Origin of the sequence: Pseudokineococcus basanitobsidens (assembly GCF_037482545.1) — a bacterium.
GTDB classification, from domain to species: domain Bacteria; phylum Actinomycetota; class Actinomycetes; order Actinomycetales; family Quadrisphaeraceae; genus Pseudokineococcus; species Pseudokineococcus basanitobsidens.
On record NZ_JBBIAA010000009.1, the window covers coordinates 1 to 23,106 of the forward strand.

The following is a 23,106-nucleotide window of genomic DNA, read 5'->3' on the forward strand; positions in this document are numbered from 1 at the left end:
TCCACGAACACCTCGGCCAGCCGCTGCGGTCCGTCCATGTCGTGCCCCTTCCTCAGGCCGCGGCCGCGACGGTGCGGGCGACCCGGAGCCTCGGTCCTGCTGCCGGCCGGGTTCGTCCGCCCGGCAGCGGCATCATCCCAGCCCGCCCGGCGTGCGGCGCCACCGCCGGGTGCTGCCGGCGCTCACACGGACCCGTCGTCGGAGCGGAAGTGCACGAGCCTGCTCAGGACGTCGCGGGCCAGGTCGGTGACCGGGCGCCCGGTCGCGAAGGCGCGAGCCCGCAGCAGCAGCAGCGCCGAGGCCAGGGAGACGCCGGCCTGCACCGAGACCATCCCGGTGGCCTGGTGGACCTGCGCCCGGTCGTCCAGCACCGGGATGGCCTGCGGGTCCAGGGTCGCCTCACCCTCAGGGGTGTGGGACTGCAGGTGCAGCAGCACCGTGGTGGCGGCGTCGGCGAAGGCCAGCGCCTCGGCCAGGTCCGGGCCGGCCAGCGCCCCGGTCACCTCCCGGTACAGGTCCAGCACCCCCAGCCGGATCCCCCCCACCCGTAACGGGAGGGCGAACACCGCGGCCACCCCCACCGCCAGCGCCTCCCCGGTGAAGGCCGGCCACCGCCTCGGCCCCTCGAGGGCGAGGTCGGCCACCAGCACCGGCCGCCCGGTGCGCGAGCAGTCCACGCACGCCCCCTCGCCGAGGGTGAACTGCAGCTCCTCCAGGGCCCCCGCCGGGCCGTCGGAGGCCGCTACCGTGCCCGCCGGACCGACGTCGGTCATCAGCACCAGCCCCACCCCGGAGATCGGCAGCGCCGCCGCGCAGCGGGCGACCAGCGCGCCGGGCAGCCTCGCGACGTCCACGCCGCCACCGGCGACCTCGGCCAGGATCTGCCTCGCGCGACCGCTCGCCACACCGTCCTCCTCACCGTGGTCCGCCACCGTGGTGCGTCACTGCGGGTCCGGTCCGGCCGTCCTCACCACTGTGGCAGGTGTCGAGCGCCGCCACCCGGGGAGGAGGACCGCGACCGGTCTCGAGCGCGTCGTCAGCAGCCGTGCGGCCTCGACGTCGGCAGCAGCCTCGCCGCGGCCTCCGCGAAGGCTCCCGACGGCTGTGACGGTGGTCGAGCCGGTCCAGCACCGTCGGGCTGGTGGCTGGCAGCGGAGCTCGTGACCCGTCGTCCGACGAGCGCCGTGCCGTCGGCGCGGCCACCCGCTCGCGGCGGGTGCCGCTCGTCGCAGTCCTGCCGCCCCGTAGCCGAGCCGTTCGCGTCCGGTCTCGGACCAGGAGAGCACCGCACGCCCGTGCTCGCAGGGCTGGTCGAGGTCGTCCTCGGCGTCGACACCCGCGAGGACACCCACACCGCCGCGGCACGCGAGAGGCTGGCGGCATGGACGACCACGACCGCAGACCTGGACGCGACCCCCGCCCCCTCGGGCAGGACGGCGGCCCCGAGGGTGGTGACGACGTGAGACGGCTCGGCGTGGCCATGGTCGGAGGCTCCTTCATGGGCCGCACCCACTCCCACGCGTGGCGCACGGCGCCCCACGTCTTCGACCTGCCGGCCGCGGTCGACATGGTCGTGCTCGCGGGGCGCGACGCCGGCCGGGCGGACGCGGCCGCACGGCAGCTCGGCTGGCGGGGCTCGACGGACGACTGGCGCAGCGTCCTCGAGCGCGACGACGTGGACCTCGTCGACGTGTGCGTGCCCGGGGACCTGCACGAGGAGGTCGCCGTCGCCGCGCTCGCGGCGGGCAAGCACGTGCTGTGCGAGAAGCCGCTGGCCTCCACCCTGGACGCCGCCGAGCGGATGGCGGACGCCGCCCGGGCGGCCGCCGACCGCGGCGTGCTCTCGATGGTCGGCTTCAGCTACCGGCGCGTCCCGGCGCTCGCGCTCGCGCAGCGGCTGGTGGCGGACGGCCGGGTCGGGGACGTGCGGCAGGTCGTCGTGTCCTACGCCCAGGACTGGCTCGTCGACCCCGACTTCCCGCTCACCTGGCGGCTGCAGTCCGACCGGGCGGGCTCGGGCGCGCTGGGGGACATCGGGTCCCACGCCATCGACATGGTCCAGCACCTCACGGGCCACCGGTTCACGGACGTCGTCGCGGCGGCGGAGACCTTCACCCGCGAGCGTCCCGTCATGACGTCGTCGGAGGGGCTGTCCGCCACCGGCGGCAGCGAGCGGGGGCCAGTGACGGTCGACGACACGACCGCGTGGCTCGGCCGGACCGACCGCGGCGCGCTCGTCGTCGCCCACGCCACGCGGGTCGCCCCCGGCCGCAAGAACGCGTTCCGGCTGGAGGTCGACGGCAGCACCGGGTCGATCGCGTTCGACCTCGAGCGCCTCGACGAGCTTCAGCTCCACGACGCCACGGCGCCCGCGGAGGAGGCCGGCGTCCGCACGGTGCACGTCACCGAGCCCGGCCACCCCTACCTCGAGGGCTGGTGGCCGCCCGGGCACTCCCTCGGGTACGGGGACACCTTCACCCACCAGGCCAAGGACCTCGTCGAGGCCGTCGTCGCCGGCGAGCAGCCGCGGCCGTCCTTCGACGACGGCCTGCAGGTGCAGCGCGTCATGGACGCCGTCGCGGCGAGCGCCCGCGAGGGCCGCTGGGAGCACGTCGCGGCTTGAGGAGCACACCTGTTCGTCGGTCCGTCGTCTCAGATCCAGATGGCGGGGTCCACGTCGTCGTCGGCGGCGGCCGCGGGGGCGCGCTCGACGACGCGTCCGGGCACCCCCACGACGACCGCCCCGGCCGGGACGTCGCGCACGACGACGGCGTTGGCGCCGACCTGCGCCCCGTCGCCGACCGTGATGGCCCCGAGGATGCGGGCCCCGGCGCCGACCGTGACCCCGTCCCCGAGCGTGGGGTGCCGCTTCCCCCGGTCGAGGCTGCGCCCGCCGAGGTTGACGCCGTTGTACATCATCACGTCGTCGCCGACCTCGGCCGTCTCCCCGATGACGACGCCCATGCCGTGGTCGACGAAGAACCTCCGGCCGAGCGTCGCGCCCGGGTGGATCTCGACGCCCGTCACGGACCGCGAGACGTGCGACAGCAGCCGCGCGGCCAGCTTCCCGCCGGGCCGCTGCCACAGCCGGTGGCTCAGCCGGTGCACCCACACGGCGTGCAGCCCCGGGTAGGCGAGCAGCAGCTCCGCGCGGCTGCGCGAGGCCGGGTCGCGCCGGGCGGCGGTCTCCAGGTCCTCCCGCAGCCGCGAGCGCCAGGTGAGCGCGTCGTCGTCGACCCCGCGCGTGCACTCCGCGGGCGGCGGGCCGGGCTGGACCCCCGCCGCGGCGGGCGGACGGCGGCGGGCGGCGCCGGTGTCGACGCCGCGCTGCGCCCGCAGACGTCCCCCCGACGTCGTCGTCACGGGCTCGCTCACTCCATCAGGTCGCTGTAGAGGATGGTGGACAGGTAGCGCTCGCCGAAGGAGGGCACGATGACGACGACCGTCCTCCCCTCCATCTCGGGGCGCTTGGCCACCTGCACCGCGGCGTACAGGGCGGTGCCCGAGGAGATGCCGGCGAGGATGCCCTCCTCGGCCGCGGCGCGGCGCGCCCACGTCACCGAGGTCTCCGCGTCGACGTCGATCACCTCGTCGTAGACGTCGGTGTCGAGGACCTCCGGCACGAAGTTGGCGCCGATGCCCTGGATCTTGTGGGGGCCGGGCTTGCCGCCGTTGAGGATCGGCGACTCGGCCGGCTCCACGCCGATGACCTTGAGCCCCGGCTTGCGCTCCTTGAGCACCTGGCCGACGCCGGTGATGGTGCCGCCGGTGCCGATGCCCGCGACGACCGCGTCGACCTCGCCGTCCGTGTCCTCCCAGATCTCCTCCGCCGTCGTCGTCCGGTGGATCGCGGGGTTGGCCTCGTTGGCGAACTGGCGGACGAGGACCGACCCGTCGGCCGCGCCGAGCTCCTCGGCCTTGCTCACGGCGCCCTTCATGCCCTCGCTGCCGGGGGTCAGGACGAGCTCGGCGCCGTAGGCGCGCAGCAGCGCCCGTCGCTCCTTGGACATCGTCTCCGGCATCGCCAGGGTGACCTGGTACCCGCGCGCCGCGCCCGTCATGGCGAGGGCGATGCCGGTGTTGCCGCTCGTCGCCTCGACGATGCGCCCGCCCGGCTGGAGCTGCCCGGAGCGCTCGGCCGCGTCGACCATCGCGACGCCGATGCGGTCCTTGACGCTGCTCGAGGGGTTGTAGAACTCCAGCTTCGCGGCGACCGTCGCGCGCGCACCGTCCGTGATGCGGTTCAGCCGGACCAGCGGGGTGCGGCCCACCAGCTTCGTGATGTCGTCGTAGATGGGCACCGGTGTCGCTCCTCGGCGGTCGGGTCGGGCCCGGGAGGGCCTGCTGACGTCGCGGGCGAGTGTGCCGGACCTTCCCGACCGGGACGCTCGCGCTGCGCCCGTGCCAACCTTCCCGGACCGGCGCCTGCTCCCGCAGGACCGGCCGGTCTCACTCCCTGGGACGCAGACGGGTGACCGGCGCGAGCGGGAACACCGACCCGCGCCGCTCGGCTGCACCCCTCGAGAGCCGGGCGCGACGCGACCGGCGACGAACCAGCACATCCGACGAACGGAGCTCGACCGTGGCTGTCCCGACGATCACGCTGAACAACGGCACGACGATCCCCCAGCTCGGCTTCGGGGTGTTCCAGATCGAGCCGGAGAACACCGAGCAGGCCGTCCGCACCGCCTTCGACGCCGGCTACCGGCACATCGACACCGCGCAGATGTACGGCAACGAGAAGCAGGTCGGCGAGGCGCTCACGTCCTCGGGGCTCGAGCGCTCGGACGTCTTCATCACGAGCAAGCTCAACAACGGCTTCCACCGTCCCGAGGACGCGCGTCGCGCCTTCGACCAGACGCTGGCCGACCTCGGCACCGACCACGTGGACCTGTTCCTCGTCCACTGGCCGCTTCCCACGCGCTACGACGGCGACTACGTCTCCACGTGGAAGACCATGGAGGAGTTCGCCGCCGACGGACGCGCCCGCGCCATCGGCGTCTCCAACTTCCAGGTGGCGCACCTGGAGCGTCTCGCGCAGGAGACGAGCACCGTGCCGGCGGTCAACCAGGTCGAGGTGCACCCCTACCTCACCAACGAGGAGGTCCGCGCCTACGGCAGCGAGCACGGCATCGCCACCGAGGCGTGGTCGCCCATCGCCCAGGGCGGCGTCCTGGAGGACCCGGTCATCAGCGAGATCGCCGAGCGCGTGGGCAAGTCCACCGCCCAGGTGACGCTGGCGTGGCACATCGCCCGCGGCGACATCATCTTCCCGAAGTCGGTGACGCCCGAGCGCGTGCGGGAGAACTTCGACATCTTCGACGCCGGGCTGACGGAGGAGGACATCCGCCGCATCACCGCGCTCGACAAGGGCGAGGACGGGCGGACGGGCCCCAACCCGGACACGTTCGACTTCATCCCGGGCTGACGTGAGCCCGGTGCGACCGGTGCCGCCTGAGCCCGGTCGCCCGGACGCACCACCGCACGACCACGGGCGCCGTCCCCCCGGCACGAACGGGAGGACGGCGCCTGTCGCCGTCCCGGGCACTCCGCCGCCGCACCCGGAGGAGGCCGGCGGACGCGAGCCCGGCGGGCAGCACGTCAGCGAGAGCGCAGCCGGCGATCGGGACGCCTGCGAGCAGGCCGCGGAGAGACTCGGGAGCAGCCCCGACGTCGGCGTCGTCGTCCTCGCGGGCGGCACGTCACGACGTCTCGGCACGGACAAGCTGGCCGCCGACCTCGGCGGCCGCCCGCTGCTCGCCGTCACCGTCGAGGGCGTGCGCCGGGCGCTGCCCGGGGCACCGACCGTCGTCGTGGGGCCGCGCGAGCGCGTGGCCCAGCTCGGCGACGTCGCCCGGGTCGTGCGCGAGCAGCCCGCCGGCTCCGGCCCCGCGGCCGCCGTCCTGGCCGGCGCGCGGGCCCTACGCGCCGACGCCGTCGCCGTGGTCGCCGTCGTGCCCGGGGACGCCCCGTGGGCCGGGGCGGCCCTGCCGGCGCTCGTCGCGGCCGTCCGCGCGGGCGCGCATGCCGCCGTCGCGACGGGCCCGGACGGCCGCCGCCAGCACCTGCTGCTCGCCGTCCGCGCGGCGCACCTGAGCCGCGTTGACTCGGCCTCGCTCGTCGACGCCCCGGCCCGCGCCCTGCTCGCCCACGTAGCCGACGACCTGGTCGTCGAGGTGGCCGTGGACGCCCGCTCGACGCTCGACGTCGACGACGCCGCCGCCCTGGCGCGGGCCCGGGCGGTGGCTGTGGCCGATGAGGGCGGCTGGCGCGGCACGAGCGACGTGGACCCCCAGGACGCCGCCGGCCCTCAACGCCCCGGTCCGGTGGAGTCCTCACCCCGGTCCTGACCGCTCACAAAGACGTCGAGCAGGGCGTGCACCGCCTCGGCGTCCGCCGACACGTGGTCGACCGTCACCAGGGTCAGGCCACCGTCGCCGTCCGGGACCAGAGTGGTCACGGACGACCACTCCTCGTCGTCCCACCGGCCCGACCAGTCCGAGGCCGCGAACAGCGCGTCCGCCGCCACCTCGGCGCGCAGGGCCTCCCGGTCAGGAGTTCCGGCCCCGTCCGAGGCCGGGGCGTCAGGGCCACCCGGCGCCGCACCCGGCCACCGGAGCTCCAGCCACTCCTGCTCGTCCGGGTCCAGCCGCTCCCACCGCCGACGCAGCAACCTCCGCAGTCGCTCGGTGCCGTCGGTGTCCGCGTGCCGCAGGACGTAGACGACGCCGAGGACGACGTCGGTCGGCATGCCCATGACCCTCGTCCGCGCGCCTCCGAGTCGACGGCCGAGCCAGGTGGACACCTCCTCGAGCACCCGTCCGTCGCCCGTCGCCGCCAGGCAGTGCAGGGCGTACATGCGCGTGCCCCAGTCGCGGGCCCCCCACGCCCGGGCGAGGTCGGCGCTCGCCTGCTGACCGCCCCGCTTCGCGAGGGAGAGCACGGCGCTGCACCGCAGGTCGGACGTGCCCGGCCCGGTGACGTCGACGGCCGACCGCAGGACGGCGTCGCCGTACGGCCCACGGACGTCGCCGAGCCCGGCCGCCACCATGCCGGCCAACGACGGGGCCACCAGCGGGAGGACCTCGGCGAGGAGCCGGTCGCCGGTCTCGCCGGCTGCCACGACGCGGCCGACCAGCCGGTCGCGGTCCCCGCCGCGTGCGTTCCGCAGCGCCGCGTGCAGCGCATCGGCGCCCACGGTCGAGAGGTCGTCCGGCAGTGCCGCTCGTCTCCTGGCCATGGTCGCCCCTCCCGAGGTCCGGCCGGCATGGTCGGGCCTCGCGCGGCGGTGGCGGGACGGGCCGGCGCCGCCTCACCCGTCCGGAGCACCTTGGCCGCGACGTGCTGAGTCCCCTCGCGCGGACATCGAGGGACGGCACGCGGCGTGGCGGCCCTCGATGTCCGCGCTCCCGTGCCCGCGCCTCGAGGTCCGCGACCGCGCCGCCGGGCGCGCGCGGTCGTCGCCGTCGGGGGTGCGTGCCATGGTGGACGACGTGCGAGCAGCAGTGGTGAGGGAACCCGGCGGGACCGACGTCCTCGGCGTCGAGGAGGTGCCGGACCCGGCGCCCGGGCCCGGCGAGGTGCTCGTCGAGGTCGCCGCCGCCGGGGTCAACCGCGCCGACCTCATGCAGCGGCAGGGCCAGTACCCGCCGCCGGCCGGGGAGAGCGAGACGCTGGGGCTCGAGTGCTCCGGCGTGGTCGCGGCCCTCGGTGACGGCGTGGAGGGCTGGGCCGTCGGCGACGAGGTGTGCGCGCTCCTCGCCGGGGGCGGCTACGCGGAGCACGTCGTCGTGCCCGCCGGGCAGCTGCTGCCGGTGCCGCGGGGGGTCGACCTCGTGGACGCCGCGGCGCTGCCCGAGGTCGCCTGCACGGTGTGGTCGAACATCTTCATGTCCGCGGGCCTGCGCGAGGGCGAGCTGCTGCTCGTCCACGGCGGCGGCAGCGGCATCGGCACCTTCGCGATCCAGCTCGCCCGGGCCTGGGGCGCCCGCGTCGCCGTGACGGCCGGGAGCGCCGACAAGCTCGAGGCCTGCCGCGGGCTGGGCGCCGAGGTGCTCGTCAACTACCGCGAGCAGGACTTCGTCGAGCAGGTCCGCGCCGCCACCGACGGCCGCGGGGCCGACGTCGTCCTCGACGTCGTGGGGGCGCCCTACCTGCAGCGCAACGTCGCGGTCCTGGCGCCCGGCGGTCGCGTGGCGATCATCGGCATGCAGGGCGGGCGGCGCGCGGAGCTCGACCTCGGCGCCCTGCTCGCGACCCGCGGCGTCGTCATGGCGACGTCGCTGCGCGCCCGGCCGCGCGCGGAGAAGGCGGCGATCGTCGCCTCCGTCCGCGAGCACGTGTGGCCCTACGTCGAGGACGGCCGGGTGCGACCCGTGGTGCACGCGCGCCTGCCGCTCGACGACGTCGCGCGGGCGCACGAGGTGCTCGAGGAGTCCTCGCACGTCGGCAAGGTGCTGCTGCTGACCGGTGGTGGTGCCGCCGCGGGCGGCGGCGGGAGCGCCGTCGACGACGACGAGCTCGGAGGGACGGCATGAGCCAGCAGCCGCAGGACGCCCATCAGCAGGGTGGGCAGCAGCAGGGCCAGAACCTCGTCGTCATGACGCAGCAGGGCATGGGCGTCGCCGGCGACGACGCGCCGAACCCCGCTGAGCAGGTGGAGCGTCCCGACAAGGTGATGCGGATCGGCAGCATGGTCAAGCAGCTGCTCGACGAGGTCCGCAGCGCGCCGCTCGACGAGCGGGGCCGGGCCCGGATGGCCGAGGTACACCAGCGGTCGCTCGCCGAGCTGGAGGACGGCCTGGCCCCCGAGCTGGTCGAGGAGCTGCGGCGCATCGCCCCGCCCCTGTCCCCCGAGCAGGCGCCGAGCGACGCCGAGCTCCGCATCGCCCAGGCGCAGCTCGTGGGCTGGCTGGAGGGCCTCTTCCACGGCATCCAGACCGCCGTCTTCGCCCAGCAGATGGCCGCGCGGGCCCAGCTGGAGCAGATGCGCCGGGCTCTTCCGGGCGGGCAGCCCGGTAGCCAGCCCGGGAGTCATCCCGGGAGTCAGCCCGGGAGTCAGCAGGGCGGGCACCAGCAGAGCGGGCAGCCCGGTGGCCCGCCGCCGGGGGCGCCCGGTCAGCCGGGCACCGGCCAGTACCTCTAGCGCCGGTGCCGGGCCAGGCGGGGGACGCCGTCGGCGGGTCGACGGACGAGCCACCCCGTCGCCGCCTCGTCGACCGGCTCGCACCGGGCCTCGCCCGGCGCCGCGACGAGCGGCGCCTGGCCGCCGCCCTCGGTGACGGCGTGTGGCGACGCGCGCACGACCGCGTCCGGCGGTCCGTCGACCGCTACCACCAGGTCCTCGACGGCGTCGTCGCCGACGGGGCGCCGCTCCCCGGGACCGGCGGGGACGACGCCCTCGCCGACCTCCGTCGTACGGGCGTGGAGGTCGTCGGCGTCCTCGACGAGGTGGCCGCCCTCTGCGTAGCCGCCCAGCGGGCCGCCCCCAGCGCCGGCCTCGACGTCCCTCGGGTCCCCGTCTCGGCCGGGCTCCCCGCCGAGCTGCACCGGCGGCTCTCGCGCGCCGGCACGTCCCTGGCGACGGCCGCCGAGGCGGCGACGATGGCGAGGGTCAGCCTGCGGGGCGGCGAGCCGGGCGTCGCCCTCGAACGCGCTGAGGCCGCCGCGCGGGCCGCCGCCCTGGCGCGCAGGCACCTGCGGGACGGCTGACCCGACACGGCCACCGGCGCTCCGACCGGGCGGCAGCGGGGCCTACCCCTTCGGGTCGTCCCGGGTGACGTACTCGTGGCCGGGCTCGCCGTGACGGGTCCACCCGTCGCCGACGTCCTCCCCCGGCGTCCCGGTCGCCCGGCGCTCGTCGTCGGGGAGGTTGCGGTGGTCGGCGGAGCCGTAGAAGAACGTCAGGGCGCCGAGCGCACGCTCGCGGAGCCGCTGCTTCTCCCGCCGGGTCGAGGACGGCCCGACCGTCCCGTCCTGCGGCCCTCCCGCGCCGGTGGGCCCGTCCCCGGGTCGCTGTCCGCTCTCGCCGCTCGTGTCGGTGGCCATGGCCGCCTCCTGGGGTCGCCCGTCGTGGCACGTCGGCGCCGCCGGGGCGGCGCTCCGGCGGGAGCAGGGCCGGACCACCAGTCCAGCACCGCCCCGTCGCCCGCGCCAGCCCGCGACGCGCCGGACCCCCGCGCCGGGTCGTCCCGACCGGGCCGGACCTCCCGGTGGGCGCCGTCAGCCCCGCAAGAGACCCTCGACCACCTGCGCGACGCCGTCGTCGACGCAGGGCGGGGCCGTGCCCGCCGCCGCCGCCACGGCCTCGGGGTGCCCGCCGGTCATGGCGTAGCCGCGCCCCGCCCAGCGGAGCATCTCGACGTCGTTGGGCATGTCGCCGAACGCCGCGACGTCCTCGCGCGCCACCCCCAGGGCGGCGGCGTGCGCCGCGAGCGCCGCGGCCTTGCTGACGCCCGCGGCGCTGATCTCCACGAGCGGGCTCTCGGGGCCGGAGTGCGTCGGGTGCACCAGGCCGTCGAGCTCGGCCCGGGCGACGTCGAGCAGCTCCTGCGGCGTCCCCCGTTCGCGCCGTACGAGCATCTTGACCACCACCGGGTCGGGGTCGAGGAGCTCGGCCAGCTCGCCCACCTCGGTCTCGCGCCCCCCGTCGTGCCGGACGGCGTACCCGGGCTCGCGGCGGAACCCGGCGAGGGTCTCCACGGCGACGGCGAGCCCGTCGAGGCGTCGCCGCAGGCGGGCGACGGCCTCGAGGGCGTCCGCCGGCGCGATGCCGCGGGCGGAGACCACGACCGCGCGGCCGGCGTCGTAGACCACGGCGCCGTTGGCGCAGATCGCCGTGCCGGTGTGACCGGTCTGCACGGCGACGGGATCCAGCCAGACGGCGGGACGGCCCGTCACGAAGACGACGTGCACGCCGGCGGCCCGGCAGGCGGCGATCACGGCGACGGTCCGCGGGGACGCCAGGCCCCCGGGCGCGAGCAGCGTGCCGTCGAGGTCGCTCGCCACCAGCCGCACCCGGCCGGTGGGCACGGGCGCGCCGTCCACCGCCGGGGTGCTGGCCGCCGTCACGGCCGTCATCCTGCCCTGCCCCGTGGGAGGCCGAGGTGGTCGGGCGCGACGGCCTGCGGATGCCGAGCGCCGTCCCGGCGTCCAGGCTGACGAGGTGACCGAGCAGACGACCCAGACCACGCAGAACACCCCCCGCGACCCCACGACGGCGTACCCGCAGCCGACGTTCCCCGAGCAGGACCAGAACGCCCCCGGCCTGGCCCAGGACATGGGGCCGACGCCCGACCACGGCGAGGACACCTACGTCGGCGCCGGGCGCCTGGTCGACCGCGTGGCCCTCGTCACCGGGGCCGACTCGGGCATCGGCCGCGCCGCGGCCATCGCCTACGCCCGCGAGGGCGCCGACGTCGTCCTGTCGTACCTGCCGGCCGAGGAGGAGGACGCCCAGCAGGTGGTCGCCCTCGTCGAGGCCGCCGGCCGGCGGGCCGTCGCCGTGCCCGGGGACCTCTCCGCCGAGGAGGCCAACGCCGAGCTCGTGCGCACGGCCGTCGACACCTTCGGCCGGATCGACGTCCTCGCCGTCGTCGCCGGGAAGCAGACGGCGGTCGAGGACATCGCCGACCTCACCACCGAGCAGTTCGACCTGACCTTCCGGACGAACGTGCACGCCCTGTTCTGGCTGACGAAGGCCGCGGTGCCGCACATGCCGCCGGGGAGCAGCATCGTCACGACGTCGTCGGTCCAGGCGTACACGCCGTCCCCGAGCCTCCTCGACTACGCGCCGACGAAGTCCGCCATCAACACCTACTCGAAGGCCCTCGCTCAGCAGCTGGCGCCCAAGGGGATCCGGGTCAACGTCGTGGCGCCCGGACCGTTCTGGACCCCGCTACAGGTCTCCGGCGGCCAGCCGCCCGAGGCCCGGCCCGAGTTCGGCGCGGCGGCCCCCCTGGGTCGTCCCGGCCAGCCGGCCGAGATCGCCGGCGCCTACGTGCACCTGGCCTGCGCCGAGTCCAGCTACACGACCGGCTCGACCCTCTCGGTGACCGGAGGCATGCCGACGCCCTGACCCGACCGCTCGCCCCTTCCGGCCCCGGCGTCCCCCCGACGTCGGGGCCGACGCACGTCCCGGACCCGGGCGACCGGACGACGTCCCGCCAAGACCCTCATCCCCGACGTCGGCGACGACGTCGAGTCCCAGGGCCCCCCCTCCCCGACATCGGCGACGACGTCGGGTCCAGGAGTCGCTCGCCACCCGACCCGGGGTCGGGTGCGGCCCCGCGTCAGCCCACGACGGCGCCGGCGCGGGCCCCGGCGAGGTCGCGGCCGTAGACGTCGAGGAGGCCGTTGGCGTCACCGGCCACGAGCGGCAGGACGGTGCCGACGAGGACCCGGTCGGCGTCCAGGACGAGCACGGGGCCGTACTCGGCCGGCGTGACCGACCCCGCCCTCGCCGGCGCGGTCGAGCCGTCGGACCGTGACGTGACGAGCTCGAGCCGACCGGTGCCCAGGTCCCGCCGGTAGTGGTCGGTGCGGCGGTTGGTGTCGGCGGGCAGCAGGGCGGCGGCGGTCGCGAGGAAGGCGAACCGGCCGCTGGCGTCGAGCCCGACCTGGTGCTCCCACGACGCGGTCTGCCCCGTCCCGAGCGCCGTCGTGGTCCCGGTCAGGAGGTCCCGGCGGTAGGCCAGGCCCGTGGACCAGCTCGTGCGGGGCGACGACGGCTTCGCCGCGGAGCTGAAGGCGACGTAGCGGCCGTCGTCGCTCACCGCGACGTCCCCGGTGTCCCGGAACACCGACACCTCGGTGGGCACGGTGGCCCCGGGGGCCGTCATCGTCGAGGCGACGACGAGCCCGCCGCCGACGAGGTCCTTGCGCAGCAGCACGAGCGGCCGTCCGGACGCCTGCGCCGGGAACACGGCGTAACGCCCGTCGGGGGTCACCTCGAGCGCGGGACCGGTGGCGCGCCAGGGCGTCTCGCCGCCGTCGGCGGCCGTCGAGACGCGCCGGACCGTCCCTGCGGCGACGTCCTTGGCGAAGACGTCGGCGGCGCCGTTGCGGTCGCCCGCCACGAGGTCGGCCCGGGCCGAGAGGAACAGGACCGTGCCACCGTCGGCCGTCATCGCGAGGCCGGGGCTCCTCGCCGAGACCGAGGAGCCGCTCGGCACCACGGCCCCGGCGACGGTCCTCGACACCGCCCCGGAGGTCGGCACGCTGACGAGCACCCGGTCGCCGCTGCGCAGGTCCAGCCGGTAGACGTCGACGAGCGTGTTCGTGTCCGCGGCCACGAGCCTCGCCGTCGTCGACAGCGCGAGGTAGCGCCCGTCCTCGCTGAGGGCGACGGCGCTCGCGTTCGTGGGGTCGGTCGACGTCGACCGCCACGACGCGGGCAGCGGGGCCACCCGGCGCGACGTGCCGGCCGTGCGGTCCACGAGGTAGAGCTCGGCGGCGGCGTTGGTGTCGCCGGCCTCGAGCCGCGCCGGGGTGCTGACGACGACGTACCGCCCGTCCCGCGTGGCCGCGAGACCCGCGCCGGTGGCCGTGCCCGAGCCACCGGCGGGCGGCACGGTCGGCGCGTAGGGCGGCGCGACCTCCTCCGGGACGTCCCCCTGCGGGGTCACCCGCACGACGGTGCTCACGGGCGAGACGCCGCCCACGGCGTCGACGGCGACGACGACGAGCTCCACCTCGACGCCCGCCTCCAGCCCCTCGACGACGACCCGGTGGGCTCCGCCGGGACCCGAGGGCGCGACGGCGACGACCTGGCCGCCGACCAGGACGCGGTGCTCGACGACGTCGTCCTCGGGCGCCGGGTCCCACGTCACCTCGGCGCTGCGGACGCCCGCGGTGGCGGTCACGCCCGTCGGGGCCGCCGGCACGTCGTCACGGGGCGTGCCCGCCACGGGGGCGTGCTCCGCGGAGACGTTGCCCGCGGCGTCGACGGCGACGACGACGACCTCGTAGGTCCGCCCGCCCTCGAGGTCGGGGACGACGAGCGCGAGCTCGTCGCCCGCGGCGACCTCCCCCGCCGGCGCCCCGTCGAGGAGCACCCGGTAGGTCGCGGCGTCCGTCGCACCCGTCCAGGTGACCCGCAGCGCGCGGTCGAGCGCGGTGACGGCGGTGCCGGTCACGACGTCCGGCGGCGTGCGGTCCACCGGCGTGACGGCGACGGGGGCGCTGGGCGCGGAGCGGTTGCCGGCGCGGTCGAGCGCGACGACGCGGAAGGTCACCTCCACGTCGTTCGCCAGACCGGTCAGGTGGGCGCTGCGGGCGGGGGCGTCGACCCGGGCGACGACGGCGCCGGCGGCGTCCAGGACCTCGTAGCCGGCGAGGTCGGCCGCGCCCACGGCGTCCCAGGACAGGTCGGCGGCCCGGTCCCCCGGCGTCGCGACGACCCCGCCGGGCGCGCCGGGCGGGGTGAGGTCCAGCGGCACGACCTCGACCTCGGGCGAGGAGGCCGCGGAGGTGTTGCCGTGGCCGTCGACGGCGACGAGCGCGAAGCGGTAGCGGCGGCCGGGCTCCAGACCGGTCGCCGTCCACGACGTCGTGCCGGCGGCGAGGTCGGCGACGACCCGCCCGTCCTGCTGCACCCGCACGGACGCGAGGTCGGCGTCGGTCCCCGGGTCCCAGGTCAGCGCCGCGCTGGCGTCCCCCGCGGTGCCCCGCAGCCCCGTCGGGACGGTGGGCGCCGTGAGGTCGGTGGGCGTCGCCGAGGCCGCGGCCGAGGGCTGCGAGGCGTTGCCCCGCGCGTCGACGGCGACGAGCGTGTAGGTGTAGCGCTGGTCGTTGACGAGGCCGGTGTCGGTGAAGGACGTGCGGTCGGCGGCCAGGGACGTCACCTGCCGACCGTCGCGCAGCACGCGGGTGGCGACCCGGTCGGTGTCGGTGACCGCGGTCCACGAGAGGGCGACGGTGCTGTCGCCGCGCACGGCGACGAGCCCGGTGGGCACGGGCGGCGGGGTGAGGTCCTGCGGCGCGGCCCGGACGGCGGCCGACGCGCGCGACTCGTTGTTCCGGGTGTCCCGCGCCGTGACGGTCAGCGAGTACTCGCGGCCGTTCGTGAGGCCGGTCAGACGGGTCGTCGTCGTGCCCCTGGCGACCGTCGCCGCGACCGAGCCGTCGACGGAGAGGCGGTAGTCCTTGAGGTCGGAGTCCGAGACGGCGTTCCAGCGGACGGTGAGGGCGCCGTCCTCGACCGTCGCCGCCAGGCCGGTCGGCACGGCCGGGGGCGTGAAGTCGAAGAGGCCGCCGACGGGCTCGGTGCGGCCGAGGTCCACGGGCACCGGCGCCGCCGTCGGCGAGCCGTCCGGTGCGGGCGAGAGCGCGAGGACGCCCGTCGCGACCGCCGCGACGAGAGCTGCCGCGAGGGGACGGGCCGCGGGGTGGCGCAGGACGCGCCCAGGGCGGCCGGGGCGGCCGGGGGCCCGTCGACCGTCGCCGTCGACGGGGCGGGGGGCGCGGCGGTCCTGCGCGGGCTCGGGCCTGGTCACGCCGTGTCGTCGGCGCCCCCGCGGTGCGCCTGCAGGTGCGCGCCCGTCACCGCCGACCGGACGACCCGGGCGGCCCACGGTGCTCGGCCGTCCGTGGACCCTGCGCGGGGCCGGCCCGGGGTCGGCGGAGGGTCGACCGGGGAGGGCAGCGAGGGGTCAGCGCGGGAGCGTGGCGAGGACGGCGGCCACGCCGTCCTCGACGACCGTGCCCGTGACCTCGTCGGCGGCCTCGCGCACCTCGGCCGGCGCCTGCCCCATGGCGACGCCGCGGGCCGCCCACCGGAGCATCTCGAGGTCGTTGCGCCCGTCGCCGACCGCGAGCGTCCGCGCGGGGTCCACGCCGAGCCGCTGCCGGACGACCTCGAGCGCGCTGGCCTTGCTCACGCCCTCGGGCGCGAGGTCGAGCCACGCCGACCAGCCGACGGAGTAGTTGACGCCCTTCAGGCCGAGCCGGGAGGTGATCTCGAGGAAGTCCTCGGGCGTGTGCTCCGGGCTGCGGACGACGACGCGGCAGGCCGGGGCGCCCAGGAGCTCCTCGAAGGCGACGTGCTCGATGCGCCCCGTCAGCTCGTGCTCGGGGAAGGCGCCCGCGACCTTGAAGCCGATCCCGACGTCCTCGACGGCGAAGGCGGCGGTGGGCAGGTCCTGCACGAGCAGCCTCAGCACCGGCTCGGGGTCGAACGTCACCACGTCGGTGACCTCGTGGCCGCCGGGCAGCGCCGGGTCCACCTGCACGGTCACGGCGCCGTTGCTGCACACCATCGGCGAGACGTAGGGCTTCAGCGGCGCCTCGTCCCCGCCGGCGCCGTCGCCGCCCTCCCCGGCGACCAGGCCGAGCCAGCCGAGCACCGGGGACGCGCTGTCGAGCGAGCGCCCTGTCGCGACGACGACGTGGTGGCCGGCGGCGACGACGTCGTGGACGGCCTCGCGGACGGCGCTCGAGAGCACCTCGTCGTGGTCGACGAGGGTCCCGTCGACGTCGAGGGCCACGAGCCAGCGCATGCCGGTGACAGTACGTCGCGGCCCGCACCCCCGCGGGGGCCGTCCGGGTGACGGGTCGGTGTCGGTCCGGCGTCGCAACGGGCACCGGGACGGGCGGGCGCCGTCGACCGGATGGGTACGGTCGTCCCCATGGACGACGGCCCCGCACCCGCCGCTGGAGACGTGGATCCGACGGGGGCGCTCCCGGCGCTCACGCTCCCCGAGGGCGAGCCGGCCGCGGGACCCTGGCGCCTCGCCGACGTCGAGGAGCTCCTCGCGCTCCTGGAGCGGGCCGCCGGGGCGGCGCGGGGCCGCCCGCGCGTCGTCGCGGTCGACGGCCGGGGCGGCTCCGGGACGTCGACGCTGGCGGCGCGGCTCGCGGCGGCCGCGCCCGCGGCGGTCGTCGTGAGCACCGACGACGTCGCCTGGCACCACTCCCCCTTCGGGTGGACCGACCTGCTCGCCGAGGGCGTGCTGCGGCCGGCCCGCGAGGGGCGGGCGGTCGACTACCGGCCGCCCGCGTGGGACGCCCGGGGCCGTGAGGGGGCCGTCTCGGTGCCCGCGGGCACCGAGTGGGTCTTCGTCGAGGGCGCGGGGGCCTCGCGCCGGGAGCTCGACGGCGTCGTCGACGCCGCCGTCTGGGTCCAGTCCGACGTCGGGGCCGCCCCGCCCTCCCGGCACGAGCGCGGGGCCGAGGAGCTCGCGTTCCTGGCCGACCAACGGCCGTGGACCCGCGCCGCGGTGGTCGTGGGCGGCGTCGGCCTGCCGACCCGGGACGGCGGGCTGCTGCTGGCCCCTCCCCCCGCCGCGGGCGGCGCCTCCGCGCCGGCCGCCCACGACGCCCCCGAGATCACCTACGACGAGCAGCGCTACCCCGCACGGCCGCGGCGGCTGCGACCGCGCGCCCAGCTCGAGGGCGGGCGACGGCGCCAGCCCCGCCGTCGCGCCGCCGACGGGACCAACCCCGCCTACGTCGCCTGGCTCGAGGAGCAGTCGATGCTGGCGGACGCGGAGGCGCTGAGCCGCCAGCTCTCGGGCAGCCCGGCGATGTGGCGCAACCCCTACGCCCGCCCCGACGCCCGCCGCGCCGTCTCGACCGCCTCGGTCTGGTTCAACGCCTACCCGATCTCCCTCATCACCCGCCCCGGCGAGTCCTTCCTCGCCGCCGTCGGCAGCGAGGCGCTGTGGGAGGCGTTCCAGGCCATCGGCATCGACGGCATCCACACCGGACCGGTCAAGCGGGCCGGTGGGCTCACCGGCTGGGAGGAGACGCCCAGCGTCGACGGGCACTTCGACCGCATCAGCACCCAGATCGACCCCGCGTTCGGCACCGAGGAGGACTTCCGCGCCCTCTGCGAGGTCGCCGACGCCCACGGCGGGTCGGTGATCGACGACATCGTGCCCGGCCACACCGGCAAGGGGGCCGACTTCCGGCTCGCCGAGATGGCGCAGGGGGACTACCCGGGCATCTACCACATGGTGGAGATCCCCGAGCGGGACTGGCACCTGCTCCCCGACGTCCCCGACGGGCGCGACGCGGTCAACCTCGACGCGACCACCGAGCGCCGGCTGGCCGACGAGGGCTACATCATCGGCGCCCTGCAGCGGGTGATCTTCTACGCGCCGGGCGTCAAGGAGACCAACTGGAGCGCCACGGCCCCGGTGACCGGCGTCGACGGCACGGTGCGGCGCTGGGTCTACCTGCACTACTTCAAGATGGGCCAGCCCTCGATCAACTGGCTCGACCCGACCTTCGCGGGCATGCGCCTCGTCATCGGCGACGCGCTGCACAGCCTCGCCGAGCTCGGCACGAGCGCGCTGCGCCTGGACGCCAACGGCTTCCTCGGCGTGGAGAAGTCCGCGGAGGGCCTGCCCGCGTGGTCCGAGGGCCATCCCCTGTCCCAGGCGGCCAACCACGTCATCGCGAGCACCGTGCGCAAGGTCGGCGGCTTCACCTTCCAGGAGCTCAACCTCGGCATCGAGGACATCCGTGACACGGGGGCCGTCGGCGCGGACCTGTCCTACGACTTCGTCAACCGCCCCGCGTACCACCACGCCCTCGCGACCGGGGACACCGAGTTCCTGCGCCTGACGCTGCGCACCTCGCTCGAGGTCGGCGTGGACCCGGCCACCCTCGTGCACGGGCTGCAGAACCACGACGAGCTCACCTACGAGCTGGTGCACTGGGCGACCGTCCACGCGCAGGACGGGTACGTCTTCCGCGGGCGCGAGGTCACCGGCGAGGAGCTCGCCGAGACCGTCCGTGCCGACCTGCTGCGGGCGCTGACCGCCCCCGCCGCCGACTACAACCTCGTCTTCACGACGAACGGCATCGCGTGCACCAGCGCGTCGGTCATCGCCGCCACCCGCGGCCACCGCACGCTGGACAGCATCGACGAGGGCTCGGTGGAGATGATCCGGCGGGCGCACCTGCTGCTCGCGATGTTCAACGCCTGGCAGCCGGGCGTGTTCGTCCTCTCGGGCTGGGACCTGCTGGGCATGCTGCCCGTGCCGCAGGAGGAGGTGGCCGGCCTCGTCGAGACCGGGGACACCCGCTGGGTCGAGCGCGGTGCCCACGACCTGCTCGACGTCGACCCCGGGGCCACCACGTCCGCGAGCGGCATGCCGAGGGCCCGGTCGCTGTACGGGTCCCTGCCGTCCCAGCTCGAGCAGCCGGACTCCTTCGCCACCCGCCTGCGCGACGTGCTCGCGCTGCGGGCCCAGCACCACCTGGCGACCGCGACGCAGGTCGACGTCCCCGACGTCGCCCACCCGGGGATGCTCGTCCTCGTCCACCGGCTCGACGGCGGTGACGCGTCCCTGCACGCCGCGACCCTGCAGGTCACGGTGCTGAACTTCACCGGCGAGCGGGTCGAGGGCACCGTCCGCTCCGACACCTTCAGCCCCCGCGCGGCCGTCCTCGACGCCCGCGACGGCGGCGAGGTGGGCTGGGTGGACGACCTGCGCAGCTTCAGCGTCTGGCTCAGCCCGTACAGCGGCCTGTTCCTCGTGCTCCGCCCCGCCTGAGCACGACCCCGCGAGGCCGCCGTCCCGACGCCCGCCGGGCCGCACCGCGCCGCCGGCGCACGGGCGGCCGGCGCCCGGGGCTCTGCCAGGATCACCCGCGACGACCCGACCCGACCCGACCACCAGGAGCCGCCCGTGTCCTCCGCCGCCCTCCCCGCACCGGTCACCGCCGGCCGCGTCCTCGCCGACCTCCTGCCCGGCAGCCGTGCCCGCGACGTGGCGCTCGTCGCCACCGGCGCCCTCGGCATGGCGGTCATGGCCCAGGTCGCCGTCCCTGTCCCGGGGTCCCCGGTGCCGATCACGGGGCAGACGCTCGGGCTCGTCGTCGTCGCCGCGGCCCTCGGCCCCGTGCGGGCGGTCGCCGTCATGGGCGCGTACATCGCCGCGGCGCTCGTGGGGCTGCCCTTCTACTCCGAGGCGAGCGGTGGCTTCGAGGCCGTCGTGGGTGCCACCGGGGGCTACGTCGTCGGCTTCGTGCCGGCGGCCTACCTCGTGGGGCTGGCGGCCCGGCACGGCGCGGACCGGCGCGTGCTGCGCGCGCTGCCCCTGTTCGTCGCGGGACAGCTCGTCGTCTTCGCCGTCGGGGTGCCGTGGCTCGCGCTGACGACGGGGATGGGCGCCACGCAGGCCGTCGCCGCCGGCTTCACCCCGTTCCTGCTCGGCGGCGCCGTCAAGGCCCTCCTCGCCGCCGGGCTGCTGCCTGGGGTCTGGGCCCTCGTGCGCGCCCTGGGTCGCGGGCGCGAGGACGCCTGACCCGACCGACCGGTACGACGACGGCCCCTCCCCGCGTCGCGGGGAGGGGCCGTCGTCGTCGGGCGGGTGCCGGGCGGTCGTCCCCGCGGCACGGGGTCCGTGCCGTCGTCGTCGCGGTGTCGGGCCCGTCTCGGCGCCGTCGGCGAGGCGGACCCGGCGCAGACGTGTCTACTCCTCGTCCGCGCGCCGGTGAAGGCCGGGGGTGGGGTGACCTCGCTCACATGAGCACCTGGCCCGACGCCCCCGGCCCGACGGCCCCCCGACGCGGGCGGCCGACGACGACGGCCCCGCCCCCGGTGGGGGGCGGGGCCGTGGTCCCTCGGCGCGGGTCTCAGGCGTCGAGGTCGGTACGGACCAGCTCGGCGATCTCGGCGACGTGCGCCTCGTCCTCGCCCTCGACGGTGACCTCGGTGCCCTGCTCGGCGCCGAGCGTCATGATCATCAGCGCGGAGCCCGCGTCGACGGGCTCCTCCCCCTCGACGGCGAGGGTGATCTCGCTGCCGAGCTCGGCCGCGCGGGCGGCGATGACGGCGGCCGGACGGGCGTGCAGGCCGACGGACGAGCCGACGGTCACGGTGGTGCTGGGCACGGGGCCCTCCTCGGGCAGGAGCGGTCAGGTGGTGGCGCGGGTGATCCTCCCGGCCCGGGCGGCGGCGCGCCCGTCCGGGCCGGGAGGTCGAGGGGCCGGGGCTCAGGCGGCGACGAGGTCGGCCTTGGAGCGGCCGAGGCTCTTGGCGGCGACGACCGCGGCGGCCGAGACCAGCACGCCGGCGAGCAGGGCGACGAGGAACATCCAGAACGGGTTGATGGCGAAGAACACGAAGACCCCGCCGTGGGGCGCCTGGAGCTGCACCTGCGCCGCCATCATGATCCCGCCGGTGACGGCCGACCCGAGCATGATCGAGGGGATGACGCGCAGCGGGTCCGCCGCCGCGAAGGGGATGGCGCCCTCGGTGATGAACGCGAGCCCCAGCGGGATGGCGGCCTTGCCGTTCTCCCGCTCCGGCACGGTGAAGAGGTTCTTCCGGACGAAGGTCGCGAGCGCCAGGGCCAGCGGCGGCACCATGCCGGCGCCCATGACGGCCGCCATGATCACGTACGGTGCGGTGTCCGTCGTCGAGCCCGCGGACAGCCCCGCGGCCGCGAAGGCGTAGGCCGTCTTGTTGAGCGGGCCGCCCATGTCGAAGGCCATCATGAGCCCGAGGATGATCCCGAGCAGGACGGCCGAGCCGCCCGAGAGCCCGTTGAGGAAGTCCGCGAGGCCGCCCGTGACCGCCGCCAGCGGCCGGGCGAGCAGCGCGAACATGACGAAGCCCGTGATGAGCGTCGCGAAGAGCGGGATGACGACGACCGGCATGAGCCCGCGGCCCCACTGCGGCACCGGGATCCGGCTGATGGCCAGCGCGACGGCACCGGCGAGCAGGCCGCCGACGAGACCGCCGATGAAGCCTGCGCCCGTGGCCCCGGCGACGAGCCCGGCGACGAAGCCGGGCGCGATGCCCGGCCGGTCGGCCATCGCGTAGGCGATGTAGCCGGCGAGCGCCGGCACGAGGAGGCCGAAGGCGAGCTGGCCCAGGGAGGAGAGCACCGCCCCGATGTACTGGGTGAGCCCGCCGTCGGGCAGGTCGGTCAGGCTGTTGTTCGCGATGATCAGCGTGTTGAGCGCCGTCCCGTCGGGGTCGCCGGGCGCCGCCGAGACGATCTGGTACCCGCCGAAGAGGAAGCCCAGCGCGATGAGCAGCCCGCCCGCCGCGACGAACGGGATCATGTAGCTGACGCCGGTGAGCAGCCAGCGCCGCAGCTCCGAGCCGAAGCCGGCCCCGCCGGAGCGCGCGCCCGCGCCGGCCGTGGCCGCGCCCGCGCCGCCGTCACCGGCGACGCGCTCGGCCGACGGGTCGTCGGCGGCACGCAGCGCCTCGGCGACCATGACGTCCGGCTCGTTGATGGCGCGCTTGACGCCGGAGGAGACCAGCGGCTTGCCGGCGAACCGGCCGCGGTCCCGGACGCCGACGTCGACCGCGAAGATCACCGCGCTCGCCCCGGCGATGAGCTCGGGGGCCAGCGGCGTCGAGCCCGAGGAGCCCTGCGTCTCGACGACGACCTCGACACCGGCGCGCTCGCCCGCGGCGACGAGGGAGTCGGCCGCCATGTACGTGTGCGCGATGCCGGTCGGGCACGCGGTGACGGCGACGACGCGGCGCACACCGGTGGCGCTCGCCGCGGGAGTCTCCTGGTCGACCGTCGCCGCGGCGTCGGCGGCGACCGCCGCCGACGCGGACGCGGGGGCGTCCCCGCCCTGGCCGGTCACCGGGCCCGCGGCGGGGGCGGCCGAGGGTGCCTGCGCCGGGTCGATCACCTCGTCGACGAGCCGGACGACGTCGTCGGGGGTCGCGGCCTCCCGCAGCGACGCGGTGAAGGCCGGTCGCACGAGCGCGCGGGCGAGCTTGCTCAGCAGCTTGAGGTGCTGGCTGCCGGCCCCCTCGGGCGCGGCGATGAGGAAGACGAGCTCCGCCGGGCCGTCCGGCGCGCCGAAGTCGACCTTCCGCTCGAGACGTGCGAAGGCCAGCGACGCCTGGGTGACACCGGCGGTGCGGGCGTGCGGGATGGCGATGCCGTTCGGCAGGCCGGTGGGCGAGCTGGCCTCGCGGGCCAGGGCGGCGTCCTCGAGGGCCTCCGTGCCGTCGGCGCCGGCGGTGCGGCCGGCCTCGCCGACGAGCGCGGCGAGGCGCCGGACGACGTCCTCGCTCGTGCCGCCGAGGTCGGCGTCGAGCACGACGAGGCGCGGGACGAGGAGGTCCTCGCCGTCGCCCTCCCTGCTGCTCGGTGCGCTGGGAGCGGTGCTGTGACTCAT

Annotated in this window: 20 protein-coding genes; 10 read left to right on the plus strand and 10 right to left on the minus strand. The window is 76.6% G+C overall.

Going from position 1 to position 23,106, the window contains the following annotated elements; genetic code table 11:
* Positions 1-182 precede the first annotated feature (182 nt).
* The gene (locus WDZ17_RS09490; RefSeq protein WP_339574906.1) at positions 183-905 is read right to left on the minus strand and encodes a GAF domain-containing protein; all 723 of its coding nucleotides are present in this window, start codon (positions 903-905) and stop codon (positions 183-185) included.
* Between the two features lie 390 nt (positions 906-1,295).
* Between WDZ17_RS09490 and WDZ17_RS09495 the strand changes: the two genes are divergently transcribed.
* Complete coding sequence (locus WDZ17_RS09495) at positions 1,296-1,463, plus strand: hypothetical protein (protein ID WP_339574907.1); 168 nt, start codon at positions 1,296-1,298, stop codon at positions 1,461-1,463.
* Positions 1,464-1,480: 17 nt separating this feature from the next.
* A complete protein-coding gene (locus tag WDZ17_RS09500) occupies positions 1,481-2,623 on the plus strand; it encodes a Gfo/Idh/MocA family protein (protein ID WP_422631932.1) in 1,143 nt (380 codons plus the stop codon).
* A gap of 29 nt (positions 2,624-2,652) precedes the next feature.
* Here WDZ17_RS09500 and cysE read toward each other — a convergent pair whose 3' ends face one another.
* Complete coding sequence (gene cysE, locus WDZ17_RS09505) at positions 2,653-3,204, minus strand: serine O-acetyltransferase (RefSeq protein ID WP_422631933.1); 552 nt, start codon at positions 3,202-3,204, stop codon at positions 2,653-2,655.
* Positions 3,205-3,371: 167 nt separating this feature from the next.
* On the minus strand, positions 3,372-4,301 hold the full coding sequence (gene cysK, locus WDZ17_RS09510; RefSeq protein ID WP_339574910.1) for a cysteine synthase A: 930 nt from the start codon (positions 4,299-4,301) through the stop codon (positions 3,372-3,374).
* Positions 4,302-4,582: 281 nt separating this feature from the next.
* On the opposite strand from cysK, the gene WDZ17_RS09515 reads away from it, so the two are divergent.
* Complete coding sequence (locus tag WDZ17_RS09515; protein ID WP_339574911.1) at positions 4,583-5,428, plus strand: aldo/keto reductase; 846 nt, start codon at positions 4,583-4,585, stop codon at positions 5,426-5,428.
* A gap of 19 nt (positions 5,429-5,447) precedes the next feature.
* Entirely contained in the window at positions 5,448-6,350 is a 903-nt protein-coding gene (mobA, locus tag WDZ17_RS09520; protein ID WP_339574912.1) for a molybdenum cofactor guanylyltransferase, read from the plus strand.
* On the opposite strand, the gene WDZ17_RS09525 is transcribed toward mobA, so the two are convergent.
* Positions 6,311-7,240 (minus strand): hypothetical protein, encoded by a 930-nt coding sequence (locus WDZ17_RS09525; protein ID WP_339574913.1) that lies wholly within the window; start codon positions 7,238-7,240, stop codon positions 6,311-6,313. The genes mobA and WDZ17_RS09525 overlap by 40 nt on opposite strands.
* Positions 7,241-7,481: 241 nt before the next feature.
* Between WDZ17_RS09525 and WDZ17_RS09530 the strand changes: the two genes are divergently transcribed.
* Genes WDZ17_RS09530 through WDZ17_RS09540 form a run of 3 tightly spaced genes read left to right on the plus strand, consistent with a single transcriptional unit; the run spans position 7,482 to position 9,711 of the window.
* Positions 7,482-8,537 carry an NAD(P)H-quinone oxidoreductase gene (locus tag WDZ17_RS09530; RefSeq protein ID WP_422631929.1) on the plus strand — a complete coding sequence of 352 codons (1,056 nt, stop codon included), beginning with the start codon at positions 7,482-7,484 and terminating at the stop codon, positions 8,535-8,537.
* Positions 8,534-9,145: a bacterial proteasome activator family protein gene (locus WDZ17_RS09535; RefSeq protein WP_339574915.1), complete on the plus strand. Its 612-nt coding sequence runs from the start codon at positions 8,534-8,536 to the stop codon at positions 9,143-9,145. The genes WDZ17_RS09530 and WDZ17_RS09535 overlap by 4 nt, the downstream gene beginning before the upstream one ends.
* Before the next feature lie 5 nt (positions 9,146-9,150).
* The gene (locus tag WDZ17_RS09540; RefSeq protein WP_339574916.1) at positions 9,151-9,711 is read left to right on the plus strand and encodes a hypothetical protein; all 561 of its coding nucleotides are present in this window, start codon (positions 9,151-9,153) and stop codon (positions 9,709-9,711) included.
* A 42-nt stretch (positions 9,712-9,753) separates the two neighbouring features.
* Here WDZ17_RS09540 and WDZ17_RS09545 read toward each other — a convergent pair whose 3' ends face one another.
* Positions 9,754-10,047, minus strand: coding sequence for a hypothetical protein (locus WDZ17_RS09545; protein WP_339574917.1), 294 nt, complete (start codon positions 10,045-10,047; stop codon positions 9,754-9,756).
* A 174-nt stretch (positions 10,048-10,221) separates the two neighbouring features.
* Positions 10,222-11,070, minus strand: a complete 849-nt coding sequence (locus tag WDZ17_RS09550) for an HAD family hydrolase (protein WP_339574918.1) — start codon at positions 11,068-11,070, stop codon at positions 10,222-10,224.
* 94 nt (positions 11,071-11,164) lie between these two features.
* Here WDZ17_RS09550 and WDZ17_RS09555 point away from each other — a divergent pair, with 94 nt between their 5' ends.
* Positions 11,165-12,076: an SDR family oxidoreductase gene (locus WDZ17_RS09555; RefSeq protein WP_339574919.1), complete on the plus strand. Its 912-nt coding sequence runs from the start codon at positions 11,165-11,167 to the stop codon at positions 12,074-12,076.
* Between the two features lie 214 nt (positions 12,077-12,290).
* Here WDZ17_RS09555 and WDZ17_RS09560 read toward each other — a convergent pair whose 3' ends face one another.
* Positions 12,291-15,494 carry a fibronectin type III domain-containing protein gene (locus tag WDZ17_RS09560; protein ID WP_339574920.1) on the minus strand — a complete coding sequence of 1,068 codons (3,204 nt, stop codon included), beginning with the start codon at positions 15,492-15,494 and terminating at the stop codon, positions 12,291-12,293.
* 156 nt (positions 15,495-15,650) lie between these two features.
* Positions 15,651-16,496 carry an HAD family hydrolase gene (locus WDZ17_RS09565; protein WP_339574921.1) on the minus strand — a complete coding sequence of 282 codons (846 nt, stop codon included), beginning with the start codon at positions 16,494-16,496 and terminating at the stop codon, positions 15,651-15,653.
* A 765-nt stretch (positions 16,497-17,261) separates the two neighbouring features.
* On the opposite strand from WDZ17_RS09565, the gene treS reads away from it, so the two are divergent.
* Together treS and WDZ17_RS09575 are read left to right on the plus strand one after the other, a co-directional pair.
* Positions 17,262-19,502, plus strand: a complete 2,241-nt coding sequence (gene treS, locus WDZ17_RS09570; protein ID WP_422631934.1) for a maltose alpha-D-glucosyltransferase — start codon at positions 17,262-17,264, stop codon at positions 19,500-19,502.
* A 135-nt stretch (positions 19,503-19,637) separates the two neighbouring features.
* The gene (locus WDZ17_RS09575; protein WP_339574923.1) at positions 19,638-20,255 is read left to right on the plus strand and encodes a biotin transporter BioY; all 618 of its coding nucleotides are present in this window, start codon (positions 19,638-19,640) and stop codon (positions 20,253-20,255) included.
* 331 nt (positions 20,256-20,586) lie between these two features.
* Here WDZ17_RS09575 and WDZ17_RS09580 read toward each other — a convergent pair whose 3' ends face one another.
* Positions 20,587-20,844: an HPr family phosphocarrier protein gene (locus tag WDZ17_RS09580; RefSeq protein ID WP_339574924.1), complete on the minus strand. Its 258-nt coding sequence runs from the start codon at positions 20,842-20,844 to the stop codon at positions 20,587-20,589.
* A gap of 102 nt (positions 20,845-20,946) precedes the next feature.
* The gene (locus tag WDZ17_RS09585) at positions 20,947-23,106 is read right to left on the minus strand and encodes a PTS fructose transporter subunit IIABC (protein ID WP_339574925.1); all 2,160 of its coding nucleotides are present in this window, start codon (positions 23,104-23,106) and stop codon (positions 20,947-20,949) included.